Origin of the sequence: Bordetella genomosp. 11 (assembly GCF_002261215.1) — a bacterium.
Classification (GTDB): domain Bacteria; phylum Pseudomonadota; class Gammaproteobacteria; order Burkholderiales; family Burkholderiaceae_B; genus Bordetella_C.
Genome location: NZ_NEVS01000001.1, coordinates 877,047 through 893,962 on the forward strand (window position 1 = coordinate 877,047; position 16,916 = coordinate 893,962).

17 protein-coding genes are annotated in these 16,916 nt (G+C 67.5%); 13 read left to right on the forward strand and 4 right to left on the reverse strand.

Translation table 11 applies throughout. The features are described from left to right. The first annotated feature begins 56 nt into the window (after window positions 1-56). The 5 genes from CAL28_RS03945 to CAL28_RS03965 all read left to right on the forward strand — a co-directional run bounded on the left by CAL28_RS03945 (window position 57) and on the right by CAL28_RS03965 (window position 6,363). A complete protein-coding gene (locus tag CAL28_RS03945; protein WP_254925972.1) occupies window positions 57-2,486 on the forward strand; it encodes a TonB-dependent receptor in 2,430 nt (809 codons plus the stop codon). A gap of 20 nt (window positions 2,487-2,506) precedes the next feature. Further along, window positions 2,507-4,276 (forward strand): PepSY-associated TM helix domain-containing protein, encoded by a 1,770-nt coding sequence (locus CAL28_RS03950; protein ID WP_254925973.1) that lies wholly within the window; start codon window positions 2,507-2,509, stop codon window positions 4,274-4,276. Continuing rightward, on the forward strand, window positions 4,273-4,572 hold the full coding sequence (locus CAL28_RS03955) for a DUF3325 domain-containing protein (protein ID WP_094840081.1): 300 nt from the start codon (window positions 4,273-4,275) through the stop codon (window positions 4,570-4,572). Before CAL28_RS03950 ends, CAL28_RS03955 begins: the two co-directional genes overlap by 4 nt. 164 nt (window positions 4,573-4,736) lie before the next feature. Next, window positions 4,737-6,071 carry a ferredoxin reductase family protein gene (locus CAL28_RS03960; RefSeq protein ID WP_094840082.1) on the forward strand — a complete coding sequence of 445 codons (1,335 nt, stop codon included), beginning with the start codon at window positions 4,737-4,739 and terminating at the stop codon, window positions 6,069-6,071. Between the two features lie 91 nt (window positions 6,072-6,162). Beyond that, window positions 6,163-6,363, forward strand: a complete 201-nt coding sequence (locus CAL28_RS03965) for a putative motility protein (RefSeq protein WP_094840083.1) — start codon at window positions 6,163-6,165, stop codon at window positions 6,361-6,363. A 60-nt stretch (window positions 6,364-6,423) separates the two neighbouring features. Here CAL28_RS03965 and CAL28_RS03970 read toward each other — a convergent pair whose 3' ends face one another. Beyond that, the gene (locus tag CAL28_RS03970) at window positions 6,424-7,836 is read right to left on the reverse strand and encodes an MmgE/PrpD family protein (RefSeq protein ID WP_094840084.1); all 1,413 of its coding nucleotides are present in this window, start codon (window positions 7,834-7,836) and stop codon (window positions 6,424-6,426) included. A 190-nt stretch (window positions 7,837-8,026) separates the two neighbouring features. Between CAL28_RS03970 and CAL28_RS03975 the strand changes: the two genes are divergently transcribed. Both CAL28_RS03975 and CAL28_RS03980 read left to right on the forward strand, forming a co-directional pair. Further along, window positions 8,027-9,013: a LysR family transcriptional regulator gene (locus CAL28_RS03975; protein ID WP_254925974.1), complete on the forward strand. Its 987-nt coding sequence runs from the start codon at window positions 8,027-8,029 to the stop codon at window positions 9,011-9,013. An 84-nt stretch (window positions 9,014-9,097) separates the two neighbouring features. After that, window positions 9,098-10,234: an MFS transporter gene (locus CAL28_RS03980; protein ID WP_254925975.1), complete on the forward strand. Its 1,137-nt coding sequence runs from the start codon at window positions 9,098-9,100 to the stop codon at window positions 10,232-10,234. Between the two features lie 5 nt (window positions 10,235-10,239). Here CAL28_RS03980 and CAL28_RS03985 read toward each other — a convergent pair whose 3' ends face one another. Beyond that, a complete protein-coding gene (locus CAL28_RS03985) occupies window positions 10,240-10,821 on the reverse strand; it encodes a nucleotidyltransferase family protein (RefSeq protein ID WP_094840085.1) in 582 nt (193 codons plus the stop codon). Then, the gene (locus CAL28_RS03990) at window positions 10,818-11,264 is read right to left on the reverse strand and encodes a GNAT family N-acetyltransferase (RefSeq protein WP_094840086.1); all 447 of its coding nucleotides are present in this window, start codon (window positions 11,262-11,264) and stop codon (window positions 10,818-10,820) included. The genes CAL28_RS03985 and CAL28_RS03990 overlap by 4 nt, the downstream gene beginning before the upstream one ends. Before the next feature lie 201 nt (window positions 11,265-11,465). On the opposite strand from CAL28_RS03990, the gene CAL28_RS03995 reads away from it, so the two are divergent. From CAL28_RS03995 to CAL28_RS04020, 6 genes are all read left to right on the forward strand, one after another. After that, window positions 11,466-11,768, forward strand: coding sequence for a YXWGXW repeat-containing protein (locus tag CAL28_RS03995; RefSeq protein WP_094840087.1), 303 nt, complete (start codon window positions 11,466-11,468; stop codon window positions 11,766-11,768). A 169-nt stretch (window positions 11,769-11,937) separates the two neighbouring features. Next, a complete protein-coding gene (locus CAL28_RS04000; protein WP_254926024.1) occupies window positions 11,938-12,537 on the forward strand; it encodes an RNA polymerase sigma factor in 600 nt (199 codons plus the stop codon). Next, entirely contained in the window at window positions 12,527-12,949 is a 423-nt protein-coding gene (locus CAL28_RS04005) for a hypothetical protein (protein WP_094840089.1), read from the forward strand. Before CAL28_RS04000 ends, CAL28_RS04005 begins: the two co-directional genes overlap by 11 nt. Continuing rightward, window positions 12,946-13,434, forward strand: a complete 489-nt coding sequence (locus CAL28_RS04010) for a periplasmic heavy metal sensor (RefSeq protein WP_094840090.1) — start codon at window positions 12,946-12,948, stop codon at window positions 13,432-13,434. The genes CAL28_RS04005 and CAL28_RS04010 overlap by 4 nt, the downstream gene beginning before the upstream one ends. A 14-nt stretch (window positions 13,435-13,448) precedes the next feature. After that, window positions 13,449-14,858: a DUF1800 domain-containing protein gene (locus CAL28_RS04015; protein WP_254925976.1), complete on the forward strand. Its 1,410-nt coding sequence runs from the start codon at window positions 13,449-13,451 to the stop codon at window positions 14,856-14,858. Beyond that, on the forward strand, window positions 14,855-16,003 hold the full coding sequence (locus tag CAL28_RS04020; protein ID WP_094840091.1) for a DUF1501 domain-containing protein: 1,149 nt from the start codon (window positions 14,855-14,857) through the stop codon (window positions 16,001-16,003). Before CAL28_RS04015 ends, CAL28_RS04020 begins: the two co-directional genes overlap by 4 nt. A 3-nt stretch (window positions 16,004-16,006) precedes the next feature. Here CAL28_RS04020 and CAL28_RS04025 read toward each other — a convergent pair whose 3' ends face one another. After that, complete coding sequence (locus CAL28_RS04025) at window positions 16,007-16,885, reverse strand: SDR family NAD(P)-dependent oxidoreductase (RefSeq protein WP_094840092.1); 879 nt, start codon at window positions 16,883-16,885, stop codon at window positions 16,007-16,009. Window positions 16,886-16,916 lie beyond the last annotated feature (31 nt).

Below are 16,916 nucleotides of genomic sequence, written 5' to 3' on the forward strand. Positions count from 1 at the left end.
TGTTTCGCGGGTCATGGAAGTGAGAACGCATCCTCACTCCAGACAAAAGGCCACACATGCATCAGGTCCGCGGACGCGAGCGTCCCTTCAAATTGCTAACCCGGCGTGCCGCGTTGACGTGCGCGGCCGCGCGTATCGCCCATGGCGCCATCGGCGCGATGGTTTTTCTTGCCGCGTCGCCCGCGGCGCAGGCACAGGCCGTCCAGGTCCGCGAGTACGACATTCCCGCGGGAACGCTGGAGGACGCGCTGAGCCGTTTCGGACGCGAGTCGGGGATCATGCTGTCGTTCAGGCCTGAGGTCACGGCAGGCCGGCGCAGCGACGGCCTGAAGGGCGCGTACACCATCCAGGGCGGCCTGGACGCCCTGTTGGCCAATACGGGCATCCACGCCGGGCGGCAGGGCAACGGCAGCTATGTCCTGAGCCCGCCGGCGAATACCGGCGCGCACGCGGTGCAACTGCCGACCGTCAGGGTCAGCACGGCAGCCGACAACGGTTTGCCGCCAGTCTATGCGGGCGGGCAGATCGCCACGGGCGGCAGCCTGGGCATCCTGGGCACGTCCAACGCCATGGACGTGCCTTTCAGCACCACCAACTACACTTCGGAGGCGATCGAGGACCTGCAGGCCAGGACGCTGGCCGACGTCGTGCAGAACGAATCGTCGGTGCGCATGCTGACCGCCAGCAACGGCTTCGGCGAAGACTTCCAGATCCGCGGCTTCACCGTGGCCAGTAACGATGTGGGCTTGAACGGCCTGTACGGCCTGGCGTCGGCCAGCCGCATGCCGGTGGCGATCATGGAGCGCGTGGAAGTCCTGAAGGGGCCGGGCACCTTGATGAACGGCATCAGCCCGAACGGCAGCATCGGCGGCGGCATCAATATCGTCACCAAGCGCGCCGGCGACGATCCGCTGACCCGCTTGACCACCACCTATCAAAGCAAGGGGCAACTGGGCGGCCAGTTCGACGTTGGCCGCCGCTTCGGCGAGGACAATGCCTGGGGCATCCGGGTGAACGGGGTCTATCGCGACGGCGCGACGCCCATCGACAACGGCAACCAGCAGCAAACCGTGGGCGCCATCGGCCTGGATTACCGCGGGACCAGGCTGCGCTGGTCGCTGGATGCCTACGACCAGCGCGAGGATACCGATAACTTCCGGCCGCAGGTCGGATTCCAGTCGTCCGTCACGTCCTTGCCGGACCCGCCGTCCGGGCATCGCAACTTCTATCCCGGCACCAGGTTGAAGCTGCAGGATTCCACTATCGCCACCCGCATGGAGTACGACGTGACGGATCGCGTCACCGTCTATGGCGCCGTCGGCTACCGCTACGGGTCGGCGGACCAGACCTTTCCCTCGGGGCCGGTGGACCAGCAAGGCAACTTCACGGTCACCAATGCCTACTACGATTCGTACAGCAAGACCACGACCGGCGACGTCGGCGTGCGGGTGCGGCTGGATACCTGGGGCATCGGCCATACCCTGACCTTGGGCGCCACGCGGCTGGACCAGGAAGCGGGCAATGCCTACGTGACCTCGGCGACCCGGGCCGCTTCGAACATTTACCATCCGGCGCCGCTGCCGCCGGTGACGGGCGACCGGCAATCGCCGGCCAAGGCATCGGAAACCGCGCTGACCAGCGTGGCACTGACCGATACGCTGTCGTTCGCGGACGGGCGGCTGTTGATCACGGCCGGTGTGCGCGAGCAGCGCGTGGTACTGGACAACTATTCCACCGCCACGGGCGCGCGGACCTCTTCCTATGACGAGAGCGCGGTCTCGCCGCTGGCGGGCATCGTCTTCAAGCCGCTGTCCAATGTGTCCGTGTACGGGAACTTCACCTCGGGACTGACGCGCGGCGGCATCGCGCCCGCCACGGCCGCCAACGCGGGCCAGGTGTTCGCGCCCTACAAGTCCAAGCAGTACGAGGCCGGCGTCAAGGTCGACTGGGGTAGCGTGATCACCACCGCATCGGTGTTCCAGATCGACCGCCCCAACGCGATGACCGACCCCGATACCAACATCTACAGTTTCGACGGCGAGCAACGCAACCGCGGGCTGGAACTGTCGGCCTATGGCGAGATGACGCGCGGGCTGCGCGTGATGGCCAGCACGACTTTCTACGATGCGACGCTGCAGCGCACCGCCGGCGGTGTGAACGACGGCAACGACGCCAATGGCGTGCCCGGCAACACCTTCAACCTGGGCGTCGATTGGGATACGCCGTGGATCCGCGGCCTGAGCCTGAATGCCCGCGTCATCCATACCGCGTCGACGTACTTCAACGCGGCCAACACCATCAAGGTGCCTGCCTGGACGCGCTACGACATCGGCGCGCGCTACGTGACCGACGTCATGGGCAAATCGGTGGTGTTCCGCGCCAACATCGAGAACCTGTTCAACAAGGACTACTGGCTGGTCAGCGGTACCTATGCGACGGTCGCCGCGCCGCGCACCCTGCTGCTGTCGGCGCAGATCGATTTCTAACGAATGAAAGGGAGGCAGCCATGGTCCGGATCGGACGCGTCGGACCGCTCGTGATACGCATCTTCGCCGCCGTGGCCGGCGGCTATGCCCTGGCCGCGCTGGCCAGCGTGGCGGCGCTGGCGCTGCCGATCAGCCGGCCGCAGGCGGTGCTGACCGGCATGCTGGCCAGCTTTGCCGTGTATGCGGGCGCGGTGATATGGGTGTTCGCCACGCATACGGGGCGGGGCATCCGCCAGTCCATGTCAGACCTGCATACCTGGGCCGGCCTGCTGGCAGGGTGGGTGCTGTACGCCATGTTCCTGACCGGCACGGTCAGCTATTTCAAGGACGAGATATCGCAGTGGATGCGGCCCGAGCTGTCGGAGCTGGCGCATCGGCCGGACGCGGCCGAGGTGGCGCAGCGCATCGCCGATGAGCTGGGCACCGTTGCCTCCGGCAGCACGCAGTGGAGCATGCAGCTGCCCACGGAACGCGGCAACGCCGTCGACGTATTCTGGCGCCTGCCGCAACAGGAGCCGGGCCGGCGCGCATTCCAGTCGGCCACCTTCGACCCTGCCACCGGACATCGCGTTGCCGCACGCGGCACGCTGGGCGGCGAGTTTTTCTACCGTTTCCACTTCCAGTTCCACTACATGCCGGCGCTGTGGGGCCGCTGGGTGGCGGGCCTGTGCGCGATGTTCATGCTGGTGGCCATTGTCAGCGGCGTGATCACGCACAAGAAGATCTTCGTCGATTTCTTCACCTTCAGAGGGGGCAAGGGCCAGCGATCGTGGCTGGACGCCCACAACGCGCTGTCGGTATTCGGCCTGCCTTTCCATTTGATGATCACCTATACCGGCCTGGTGACGCTGATGGCCATGTACATGCCATGGGGCCAGGACCTTGCATTGCAGACACCGGCACAGCGCCAGGAGCTGCGGTCCCAGATCAGCGCCTTCATACAGCCGGGCCAGCCCAGCGGGCAGAAGGCCGCGCTGGCGCCGCTGGGGCCGATGGTGCGCCAGGCGCAGGCGCGCTGGGGCCAGGACAACGTCGGCCGGGTCACCGTCACCTTGCCGGGCGACGCGGCCGCGCGCGTTGCCGTCACGCGCGGCGAATCCGGCCGTGTGTCCACCAGCCCGCAATATCTGCTGTTCGAGGGCGCCACGGGGAAACTGCTGGAAGCCCGGGATAGCGTGGGCGCCGCGGCCGAGGTACGGGGTGTGATGTTCGCCTTGCACAGGGGACGCTTCGGCGATCTGCAGATGCGCTGGCTCTATTTCATCGTCAGCCTGGCCGGTACGGCGATGGTGGGCACCGGGCTGGTCATGTGGACCGTCAAGCGCCGCCAGAAACTGGCCGATCCGCTGCGGCCTTATTTCGGCTTTGCTTTGGTGGAGCGCCTGAATATCGCCGCCATTGCCGGCCTGTCGGTGGCGATGGCGGCTTTCCTATGGGGCAACCGGCTGCTACCGATGGCGTTGACAGCCCGCGCCGGCACGGAGATCGATGTGTTCTTCCTGGCCTGGGCGGCGACGCTGCTGTACTCCCTGGCACGGCCGGCCCGGCGGGCATGGATCGAGCTGTTGTGGCTGGCGGCCGGCCTGTTGGCGCTACTGCCCGTGCTGAACGCGTTGACCACGCAACGGCCGCTGTGGCATAGCGTGGCGGCGGGGGATTGGGTCTACGCGGGGTTCGACCTGGTGATGTGGGTGTTCGCGATCCTGCATGCGGCGCTGGCATGGCGGACCATGCGCAAGAAGGACTCTGTGCCGGGCAATCGCCCGCCGCGCCGCGAGGCCGGGCGATGATCCATCTGTTGGTCCTGATGTGCTGCACCGCGGGCTTCACCGCGTTGGCGCTGGCGACGGAACGGCAGCAGGAAGCGGTGTTCGGCCGGCACTTGCCGGCGCGCGGCACGCGGGCCTTGCGCATGGCGGGATGGGGCGTGCTTGCCCTGGCATTGGGAATCGTCGTCGCCGGGCAGGGCTGGGGGTTGGGTCTGGTCAGCTATAGCGGCCACACCAGCGTGGCGGCCGGGCTGGTGTACCTGGGCTTGGCTGCGCGCGCCCGCCGGGGGAAAGACGTTCTTCCTGGTTCCAGGTAGGGCGGCGTCCTTCCGTCGGCCGTCATGGCGACGACCGATGCGTGGTTCGCCCGGGTGCGCGGGAAATGTCCGCCGAGGCTGACATTTCTCAAATGGAGTCTTCCAGGAACGGGGTATAGCGACATTGAGTGCCGCAATGGCCCGCATCGCATCGGAGGACCTCCGTGAAGCGCATCAAAATCTTTTACCTGGCCATCCTGCTGGTGTTGGTAGGGTTATGGCTGGCGGCCGACACGCTGGTGCCCACGCCGTTTACATACTTTTCGTTCCGCGCGGCTTTCATACAGTTCAGTGGAGTGCTCGGCATTGGCGCCATGAGCATCGCCATGATGCTGGCACTGCGGCCCAAATGGCTGGAGCCGCGCCTGAACGGGCTGGACAAGATCTATCGCCTGCACAAGTGGCTGGGCATCAGCGCGCTGGTGGTATCCATCCTGCACTGGTGGTGGGCCACGGGAACCAAGTGGATGGTGGGCTGGGGGTGGCTGGAAAGACCTGCACGCGGTCCGCGGCCGGTGGTAACGCACGGCGCGATTGAAGGATGGTCGCGCACCCAGCGTGGACTGGCTGAATCCCTGGGGGAATGGGCGTTCTACGTCGCCGTCGTCCTGATCGCGCTGGCACTGGTCAAGCGGTTCCCTTACCACCTGTTCGCCAAGACCCACAAATGGCTGGCGGCCGTCTATCTTGTCCTGGTTTACCACACGGTCGTGCTCGTCAAGGCGGACTATTGGACACAGCCGGTCGGGTGGGTGCTGGCGGCATTGTTGGTGGGCGGCTGCGCGGCGGCACTGCTGGCCCTGGCCGGCAGGATAGGCGCCAACCGCCAGGTCGCAGGCACTATTGTCGGGCTGATCGAATATCCGGCGCTGCGCGTGCTGGAAACCACCGTCATGTTGCAGAACGGCTGGCGTGGCCACGTCGCGGGCCAGTTCGCCTTCGTCACTTCGGACAAGCGCGAAGGCGCCCACCCTTACACCATCGCTTCTGCCTGGAACCCCAGCGACCGCAAGCTCGTCTTTATCACCAAGGCGCTCGGCGACTATACCGGCCAGTTGCGGCATCGGCTCCGTGTCGGCATGTCCGTAACGGTGGAAGGCCCTTACGGCTGTTTCGATTTCGACGATGCGCAGCCGCGCCAGATCTGGGTAGGCGCCGGCATCGGCATTACGCCCTTTGTCGCCCGGCTAAAGCAACGGGCCGCCGTGCCGGACTCGAAAACGATCGATCTGTTCCACACGACCGCGGATTTCGAGCAGGCGGCGATCGACCGCCTTGCCTCCGACGCCGCCGCCGCTGGTGTCCACCTGCACCTGCTGGTGGATGGGAAGGACGGACGCCTGAATGGCGAGCGAATCCGGAACAGTGTCCCAGAATGGCGGACCGCCAGCTTCTGGTTCTGCGGCCCGCCGGCGTTCGGCAAGGCGTTGCGCCAGGATTTCATTGCCCATGGTCTGCCGGCCGAACGGTTTCACCAGGAGCTCTTTCAAATGCGTTGAGGGCAATCCGGCGGCCCGGACGACGATGAGGGTACCAAATGACACATTCATACTGTATGCTTCGGAATCTTTCCTAATTGGGCTACCCACCATGGACAGTTCCTCGATCGAAGCCACCGTTGGCGCCGCCGTCGGCCTGCAGCAGGCCAACGCGATGCAGGAAGCGCAGAACGTGTTGCTGCGCAAGACCCTGGACAGCCAGTCGCAGACCATCCTTAGCCTGATCGGTTCGGTGGCGCCCCAGCTGTCGAGCTACGGCATGGTGGGCACGCAGCTGCACGTCACCGCGTAAAGCCCAGAAAAAACCGGGGCCCGGCATGCGCATGCCGGGCCCCGTGTCGTCTGGCGGCGCTTAGCGCTTGACCGTCAGCGCGTCGACCAGCGTGCCGATGTCGTCGAGGTTTTCGATATTCATCATGGTGTCGACCACGCGGTCGACCTGCTGCCGCGCGATGCGGCGCGACGCCAGTTTGACGAACTTCTCGATGACATCGTCGGCCGACGCAAAGGAATGCTCGCTGCCGCGCGGCGCCTCGACGGTTTCTTCCATCCGCGTGCCGTCCTTCAGCTTGAGCTTCACATTGACCATGTGGCGATAGACCGCGCCCCGCGCGGTAATGGCGGGGTCTTCGACCACCTTTACCTTCTGGGAAACGCGGATGCGGTCCGGGTTGGTGACGTCCGCTTCCGTGAACTGATCGACGAAAACGTCGCCGTCCAGCAGCAGCGTGGCCACGCAGTAAGGCAGGTTCAATTGCGCGGAGGTCAGGCCCTGCGGCACATACTTCCAGCCGACATGGTCGACGGTCACGCGCGATCCTTCCACGACGATTTCCTCGACGTCGTCGGCGCCGAAGGGCTTGCGCGCGCGCATGGTGCGCAGCGCATCCAGCGTCGTATGGTTGCTGCCCACGCAGGAATAGAACTTCAGCGCGATGCGCATGACCTCGAACTGCGTGCCCAGGCCGGCGGTCAGCTTGGTCAGGTCGAAGCGGTCCGTGGAGCGCGACAGGGTGCTGCAAAAGCCGCCGTAGGGGTTCTCGAATACGTCGACGATGCCGGTAAAGCCGCGCGCGGCCAGCAGGGCGCCATACAGGCCGCTTTGCGAAGCGCGGCCGGCGTGCATGCGCTTGACCATGGCGCCGAACTGCGCGGCCATCAGGCCCGACGACTGCGTGCCGGCGATGCCCAGCGCGTGGACCGCCTGTTCGGCGGACAGGCCGAGCGCGGCCGCCGCGCCGGCCGCGGCGGAGAACACGCCGACCGTCGCGCCGGAATGCCAGCCTTGCGCGATATGTTCCGGGCCCATGCACATGCCCACGCGCGGACCGATTTCATAACCGGCCACGCAGGCCCGCAGGAAATCACGGCCGCTCATTCCGGGGCGGCTGCCTGCCGCCGCCAGCACCGCCGGCAGCGTGACCGCGCCGACGTGCAGCACGCCCACGCGATGCACGTCGTCGATTTCGAAACCCTGCACCAGCGTGCCGTTGACCAGCGCCGCATGCGGCGACGACAGGCGCTTGTCGGTGCCCCAGACCGGCGTGGTGGTGGTGTGGTCTTCCGCCAAAAGCGTTTCCAGCAGAATCTTGCTCCAGGGCAGCTCGGCGCCGAAGATCGCGCAGCCAAAGGAGTCCAGGATCAGCAACTTGATGCGTTCCCGTACGTGGTCCGGGATGTCCTCGTACTTCAACGTGGCGATGAACTCCGCGATGCCTCGCGTATAGGGATTCTGGACTTCGTCGGTGGCTGGCGCGTGGCCCATGGCTGTCTCCGGGATAGGCTGCCTGAGTAATCTGGCGATTGGCGTTGATCCGGCAAGTATCAGGCGGGCGCGGGCGCATTGTGAATTGCCTATTGCACCGTTATTATTGCGTGAAGTGGAATAATTCGTGGCGCGGCGTTGTCCGGTCTTTTTTTGCCTTACGCCGCATGCCGCCCCAGGCGCCGGGGCCATGCCCTGCCATCTGCCGACGCTGTCCTCCCATGCCCTTATGGCTTCCTTGAACGCGATCGATCTCGAAGGCTTGCGCGGCTTCGTCGCGGTGGCCCGGCATGCCAGTTTCCAACTGGCAACCGGCGAGCTCAATATTTCGGCGCCAGCGCTGACGCGGCGCATTCAACGCCTGGAAACGGCCATCGGCGCGCCCCTGTTCGAACGGACGACGCGGCGCGTGCAATTGACCCCCATCGGCGAACTGCTGCTGCCGCGCGCGCGCGGCATCCTGGATGACCTGGAGCAGGCGCTGTCGGCGATCGACGACAGGCTGGCCAGCCGCAGCGGCCAGCTCAGCCTGGCCTGCATTCCGACCGCCACCCGGCTTCTGCTGCCGCATATCCTGCGCTCTTTCCACGAGCAGCGGCCGCAAACCCGCATCCGTATCGTCGAAGCCAACGTCGCCGGCGTGATGTCCGCCGTGCTGGACGGTTCCGTGGATTTCGGCGTGACGCTGCAAACGCGGACCGCCGAAGGGCTGGCCTTCGATGCCTTGCTGACCGAGCCCTTCCTGCTGGCGTGCCCCGCCGATCATCCCCTGGCCGAACGCGGCCCTGTCAGCTGGAACGACTTGAAGCCCTATCGTTTGATCGTGTCGGAGCCGGGCAGCGGCAACCGCGCGGTGCTGGAACAGGCCTTGCGCAAGTGGCGGTGGCAGCGCGACCACCTGGTGGAAATCGATCACCTGACCAGCGCGCTGGGCCTGGTCGAGGCCGGCCTGGGAATATCCGTGGTGCCGTTGTCTGCACTGCCGGATTCCCCCGATGCCAGACTGGCGATACGCGCCCTGACCGGCCCGGAAGTCAGGCGTACCCTGGGCTTGCTCCGGCGCCGCGCGATACCGCTGGGCCCGGTGGCGCAGCAGTTCAGGCGTACCGTGCGGCAATTGGCGCCCGTGCTGGAGACCCAGACGCGGGAACGCGGCGCGCGATTCCTGACCGTCTAATGCATAACCGATGGTACCGACACGATGTCCGACTCAGTAAACGTCATACCTTCCAGTGGATCGGCCCCGTTGGAAGCCGCCCGCATGCGCGCCGCGACTCGTGCGGTGATGGCGCAGTTCTTCGTCAATGGCGCCGCCTTCGCCGCCTGGGGCGTGCAGATTCCGGATATCAAGTCGCGATTCGCGCTCTCGGATTTCGTGTTGTCGTTCGCCATGCTGGTCGTCGCGGGCGGCGCCATCATCGCGATGGGGCCGATCGGCCGCTGGGCCACGCGCATCGGTAGCGCGCGGGCGCTGACGATCAGCGGCATCGTTTACGCGGTGACGACCGCCCTGGTGCCGTTGATGCCCGACTACGCCGCATTGCTGGGACTGTTGCTGGTGTTCGGGATGGCGATGGCCGGCTTCGACGTGACCATGAACGTGCAGGCGGCCGGCGTGGAAACGCGTGGCGGCCAACCCATCATGTCCACCCTGCACGGCATGTTCAGCGTCGGCGGCATGGTGGGCGCTGGCCTGGGTGGCCTGGCCGCGCTGGCGGCCTTGCCGCACTGGATGTATCCCTGCGGCATCGCCGTGATGGCGCTGGCGGCGATCGCCATCGGCACGCCGCGGCTGCTCGACGACGCGCCCACGCACGAGGACGCGGCGGCGGCGGGACGCCGCCGCGTTCCGGCAGCGCTATGGGTGCTGGGCTTTTTCGCCTTCCTGGGCTTGATCTGCGAAGGCGCGATGTACGACTGGGCCAGCGTTTATCTGCGCGATGTCGCCCACGCCGCGCCGCAACTGGCCAGCTACGGCTATGCGGCGTTTTCCACGGGCATGGCCTGCGGACGCTTCGCCGCCGATCCGCTGCGGCGTCACATCGGCGATAGCCGCACGCTGGCAATCAGCGCGTGGATGGGCTTTGCCGGCATCGCGCTCGCCGTATGCCTGCCGCAACCCGCCTGGACGTTGGCCGGCCTGCTGCTGATGGGCCTGGGCGTGGCGAACCTGATGCCGTTCTTCTTCCTGGCCGGCGCGCGGCTGCCCGGCCTGAGCCCGGCGCAAGGCGTCGCCGCGATCGCGCGATGGGCCTATACCGGCATGCTGCTGGGGCCGGCGATCATCGGCGGCATTACGCACCATTCCACCCTGCGCGTGGCGCTGGCGGTGGTCGCGGCCATCATGGGCCTGATCGCCGCCGTGGGTATCCGGCAGGTAAGTCGTATCGGGCGTTAGGCCAGTCAATCGCGCAGGACGCGAAGGGATGGCCATCGCTCAAGCCATTTCTTTTCCCGCAAGCGTATGTCGAATGCGGCCGCGCCGTCGCGTCGCGCCCAGGGTGTTGGCCTTACGATACCTGCGAACAGCTCGCTCAAGCCGAACGGCGCCAGGAACTCGAACTCGTGGGATTGCGCATAGCGCACCGCAACCGCGGTCGCGGTCTCTGGCCAGAATTCCATCGCATGTGCGCAGGATAGATAGCGATCGTGGCCATTGCGTATGTGCATGCGTGCCTGGTTCTTCACGGACCATGCAATATCCGGATTCATGACGCGCAGCGCGTCTTGGATGCCCGAATCAAACTCCGCGGATGCCCGCTCCGGATCGAACCAGATGACATCGACATCGGCCGGGTAGTGGTGTGCCGTACGTTGCTCACGCTCGTTCCATATCGCGTTGCGGACGAATCCCGCACCAATCCAGCAGTCCGGAAGATTCAGCGCACGCACGCAAAGCAGCACCTCGCGCCGCCTCGGGTCATTCAGCAGAATGGTTTTCAGTCGATCGGCGTAGACGTCGTCGGAACGGCCTGTTGGCGTCATGGCTGGTAGCGATAAACCCGCGTTTCGCGAATCGAGAAACCGGCTTTCTCGTACAGTTTGTGGGCTGCGATGCGTGTAGGGTTCGATGTGAGGTCCACCGTGCGCGCTTGCACCCGACCGGCATGGTCAAGCGCAGCCTGTACCAATGCGCGTCCGGCTCCCGTCCCACGCGTCATCTGGTCAACCACGACATCTTCGATCCATGCGCGCAGACCTGTGGGTATGCGCATGAGAACGAGGGTTAGGGTGCCGACGATTTGTCCGGATGAACCGCTTCTGGCAATGAAAACCGTATTCGAGGGAGACGAGACAATCCGATCCAGTGGCTCCAAGGTCAATGGCGGCGCCGATCGAGACAACTGAGGCAAAAGCCTGGCGAATGCTTCCACTATTTCAGGGGTGTCGTTGGAGACCACTTCCACCTTGGTGTTGATTCCGTCCATGGGGCGCTCGTGGAGTAAACGGGACAAGTTCCTGTGAATAGTAGCCGTGCAACCCCTTATCGAACCGGGTCTCCCCCGCCCCATGCCGGCCGATCGGCCATTACGCACTTTTACAAATGCCGGCGACGGGATTTCCCGCTTCAGTCCGTTCAACGGGAAACAGGGCGATTTGCCCTGGACTCGAAGCTCTGGGAGCCCGACATGAAACCTGCAGTTCCCCTGAAGGCGCTTATCGCGACCGTGGCGTTCGCGGCAGCGGCGCCCGCGTTCGCCCAGCTGGTCATCGTGGAGCCCACGGCCCCGCCGCCGCCGCCACGGGTGGAAGTGGTCCCCGCGCCGCGCGCCGGCTATGTCTGGGACGGCGGGCATTGGCGCTGGGACCATGGGCGCTACGTGTGGATGGCCGGCCATTGGCGGCCCGTGCGCGTGGGACACCATTGGGTGCCCGGCCATTGGGCAGCGCGCGGGCCCAATTGGCATTGGATCCCCGGCCATTGGGCCTAGGCCGCGCCGCATCGTCACTGCTTCAATCGCGCGATACCCGCGCCGGATTCCGAACCTGGAGATTCCAAAATGATCAAAACCCTCGCTATCCTGCTGGTGGCCGCCGCCACGTTGAGCGGTTGCGTCGTGGTGCCGGCACGGCCGGTCCACGTCCGGCCGGTGTACGTTTATTGACGACTCTTATCACGGTACAAACCGCACTTTGAGCGAACGCGACCCCGATGCCGGCCTGGTTGCCCGGGTCGGCAGGCAAGACCCGTCGGCCGTGCGCGAGCTCGTCGCCCGCAAGCTGCCGCGCCTGCTGGCGCTCGCGACGCGCATGCTGGGCGACCGCATGGAAGCCGAGGACGTCGCGCAGGAAGCGTTCGTGCGGATATGGAAGCAGGCGCCGCGCTGGAAGGAAGGCGAGGCGCGATTCGACACCTGGCTGCATCGCGTGGCCATGAATCTTTGCTATGACCGGCTGCGCGCCCGCCGCGAGGAGCCGGTCGACGAATGGCCGGATCATCCCGACCCCGGGCCGGGGCCGGATGCGATGGTGGAGACCAGGACGCGCGATATGCAGGTCCAGGCCGCGCTGGCGGCGCTGGCCCCGCGGCAGCGCGAGGCGCTGGTCCTGACTTACTACCAGGAGCTGTCGAACATCGAGGCCGCCGCGGTGATGGACATCACCGTGGACGCGCTGGAAAGCCTGCTGGCGCGGGCACGGCGCGGCTTGCGGGAAAGACTGGCCGCTGGCGATATTGGGAAGACACGTCATGACACCTGAAAGATTTCGCACCATCGTGGATGCCTATGGCGCCGACGTCCGCCGGTGGCCCGAGGCGGAGCGCGCGGCGGCGCAGGCATGGGCGTCGGCGCATCGGATCCAGGCCGATCGGATATTGGCGCAGGCAGCCCCGCTGGATGCGTGGCTGGACAGCCACGCCGTCGCGCCGCCCGCGCGGGCCATGTTCGACCGCATCGTGGCGGGTGCGCCGGCGCGCCATCCGTTCTGGCGGCGCAGCCGGGTCTGGTGGTCCAGCGCGGTGTTCGCCGGTGTCGGCGCCGCGGGCGCGTTCGCCGGCGCCTGCGCGGTGTCCTTGTCCATGATGGTCGCGGCGGCGCCGCCGCCGCACCATGACGCGCCCTGGCTGGAGACGGGTTTCGGCAGCCCGGTGGCCGATTGGAGCGAAGAATGAACGGGCGCGGCTGGAAGTTCTTCCTGGTCGGATCCCTGATCCTGAACGCTTTCCTGGTGGGCGGCATCGCGGGCGGTGCCTATCAGTGGTTCGCGACGCAGCGCGTGCAGGAAGCCGCGCCCGCGGCGCGGGTCGCGCTGCGTTTCGCGGCGGATCGGCTTTCCCCCGAACGCCAACGGCAGTTCCTGGATGCGATCAGGGAGGCGCGGCGGCAGGGCCGTGACTACGCGCGGGGCGGCCGCGAAGCCCGCCGCGAGGTGCTGGATCTGCTGGCCGCGCCGCAGCTCGATCGCGCGGCGCTGGATGCGGCGTTGGCCAGGACGCGCGCAGCGGATGCGGCGCTGCGCACCCAGGTGGAGAACGCCGTGGCGGATTTCGCCGCGACCTTGTCCCCGGAAGAACGCCTGAAGTTCGTCGACGGTTTGCGGCAGCGGGGCCAGTGGCGCGAGCCCGCGGCGGCGCAGCGACGGCCGGTCAATCCGTAATCGAGGACACCGCCATGGCCGACCCCGCGCAATCCCAGGCAATGAAGCCGAACGCGGCGGCGATCGCCCTGAACCGCTTCGGCCTGGGCGCGCGCGCCGATGACGCGCCGCCGGCCGATCCCAAGGCGTGGCTGCTGGCCCAGTTCGACCGCTACGATGCGCGGCCCGCCGCCTGGGCGTCGCTGCCGGCGTCGGCCGTGCTGGCCGCCGACCTGGGCCGGCGGCGCATGGCGGTGGCGCAAGCGCCGTCCGGCGACAAACAGGCCGCGCGCCGGTCCCTGAACATGGATGTGCGCGACACCTACCAGGATGCGGTCGCCGCGCGCGTCGATAGCGCCCTGGCGACACCGACGCCGTTCATCGAACGCCTGGTGCATTTCTGGGCCAACCATTTCGCGGTCTCCACCGAGAAGCCGGCCGTGGCCGCGCTGGCGGGCTCCTTCGAGGCAGAGGCGATACGGCCGCATGTGCTGGGCCGCTTCCAGGACATGCTGGTGGCCGTCGAGCGGCATCCGGCCATGCAGTTGTTCCTGGACCAGACGCGTTCGGTGGGTCCCGACAGCAAGGCCGCCGAACGCGCGGCGCGGCGCGACCCGGCGCGCCGGCGCGGTTTGAACGAGAACCTGGCCCGCGAGATCATGGAGCTGCACACGCTGGGCGCGCGCACCGGCTATACCCAGGCCGACGTGACCGAATTCGCCCGCGCGTTGACCGGCTGGAGCATCGCGGGCGTCCGCGAGCAGCGGACGGACGGCGCGGTGCCCGGCGCATTCGTGTTCCGCCCCGGGCTGCACGAGCCCGGCGTCCGCGTCGTCATGGGGCGCCGTTATCCACAGCAAGGCGAACAGCAGGCGCTGGCCGTCCTGCACGATCTTGCCGCTTCGCCCGCGACGGCGCGCCATATCGCTTTCAAGCTGGCCCGCCATTTCGTGGCCGACGATCCGCCGGCCGACGTAACGGACCGCCTGGCCGCCGCCTATCTGAGCGGCGGCGGCGACCTGGCCGCGGTCTACCGCGCCTTGATCGACGAGCCGCGGGCATGGTCGCCCGCCGCCGCCAAATTCAAGACGCCCTGGGAATGGATGATTTCTTGCATGCGGGGCCTGGGCTGGCAAAGCCCCGGCAAGCTGCGCCCCGCGCCGCTGCTCGCCCAGCTCGGCCAGCCCGTCTGGCGCCCCGGTTCGCCAGCGGGCTACGACGATATCGCGGCCAGCTGGGCCGCGCCCGATGCGCTGGTCCGCCGCGTCGACGTCGCGCAGCGCCTGGCGGCCCGCGTGGGCGGCCAGGTAGACCCGCGCGCGCTGGGGCGCACGCTGCTGGCCGGATCCATCAGTCCGGCCACCGCCGTGGCCGTGGGGCGCGCCGAAAGCGTCCAGACCGCGATCGCGCTGCTGCTCGTTTCGCCGGATTTCCAACGGAGATGAAGACGATGCTGACCCGCCGCCACTTTATCGGCCTGGGCGCCGCTACCCTGATTGCCTCGCCGCGTATTGTGTTCGCCAACGTCGCGACCGAACGCCGATTCGTCTTCGTCATCCAGCGCGGCGCGGCCGATGGCTTGAACATCGTCGTGCCGTACGCGGATCCCGCCTATGCTGGCCTACGGGGCGACCTGGCGATCGATGCCGCGGCGGCGACGCGCCTGGACGGGATGTTCGCCCTGCATCCGGCGCTGGCGCAGACCGCGCGCATGTATGCGGCCGGGCAGGCCCTATTCGTTCACGCCGTGGCATCGCCCTATCGCGATCGTTCGCACTTCGATGGCCAGAACGTGCTGGAAACCGGCGGTACCGCGCCCTACCAGGTAAAGGACGGCTGGCTGAACCGCCTGGTGGCCATGCTGCCCGCCACCCGGGAGAAAGCCATCGCCTTCGCGACGACGATCCCCGCCGCCTTGCGCGGTGCCGTGCAGGCCACGTCTTATGCGCCCTCCGCATTGCCGCCGGCGCCGGACGATCTGCTGACGCGCGTGTCGGGCCTGTACGAACACGATGCGCAGCTGGGGCCGCTGTGGGCGCAAGCCATGCAGACGCGCGGGCTGGCCGGCGATGCGGGCGCGCGGCAGGATCCGGCCCATCTGGGCAAGCTTGCCGCGGAGTTCCTCGCGCGTCCCGACGGGCCCCGCATCGCGATGATCGAAACGGGCGGCTGGGACACCCATAGCGCGCAGGCGCCGCGCCTGGCCACCCAGTTGAAGGCGCTGGATACGCTGCTGGCGGCCTTGCGGGATGGCCTGGGCCCGCATTGGCGCGAGACCACGGTGCTGGTGGCGACGGAGTTCGGCCGCACGGCGGCCGCCAACGGCACCGGCGGCACCGATCATGGGCAGGGGTCCGTCGCCATGCTGGCCGGCGGCGCGCTGGCGGGCGGCCGCGTGGTGGCGGACTGGCCGGGACTGGCGCCGGGCGATCTGTACGAAGGCCGCGATCTGAAACCGACGACGTCGCTGGATGCGCTGATTGCCGGCGTCGCGGCCGAAAGCCTCGCGCTGGATCCGCAGCGCGCGGCAAGCGCGCTGTTCGGACGGGCCGGCGCGCCGCGGCCTCTAACCGGCCTGGTCCGCGCCTGAGCTTCAGCCCTGCCGGGCCTGGGCCTTCGCCAATTCGTGGCGGGGCTGTTCCCAGCCCGAGTCGGGCACGGCCTGCTCCGTCCGCGCCCGCACCTCGTCCAGCCGGGCGCCCAGCGTGCCGGCCGGATCTTCCTCATCGGCGATATGGATGCCCTGCGTCATGGTGATGTGCGCGCATTCGAAGCTGCCGCCGCCGGCCAGCAGGATCATGCGCGTGGGCGCGTCCTCGCCCACCAGCGCAATCAGGCCGGGGCTGACGCGTTCCGGCGTGAGGACCGCGGTCGCTTCGGGCGGCAGCAGGCCTTCGGTCATCGCGGTGATGGCGCTGGGCGCCAGGCAATTCACCCGCACGTTGCGGCTGGCGCCTTCCAGCGCCAGGGTCTGCATCAGGCCGACCAACGCCATTTTCGCGGCCCCGTAGTTGGATTGCCCGAAGTTCCCGTACAGTCCGGAGGACGACGTGGTCATGACGATCCGCCCGTAGTTCTGTTCGCGCATGCCGGCCCAGACGGCCTTGGTGGCGTTCACGGCGCCCATGACGTGGACGTCCAGCACCAGGCGGAATTCGTCGAGCGACATTTTCGCGAACGTGCGGTCGCGCAGGATGCCCGCGTTGTTTACCAGGATGTCGATGCGTCCGAAGGCGGCGACGGCAGCGGCGGCCATTGCCTCCATGTCCTCGTACCGGCTGACATCGCCGGCGTGGGCGATGGCCTGCCCGCCGCCGCGGCGGATCTCCTCGGCCACGGCGCCGGCGGATTCCCCCAGGTCGTTGACCACCACGCGGGCGCCGTGCCGCGCCAGCTCCAGGGCGTGCGCGCGTCCCAAACCGCCACCGGCACCGGTCACGATGGCTACCCGTTGCTGCAATCCGTTCGACATGCTTTTCCCTTGGTTCGTTATCGGCCGGCCG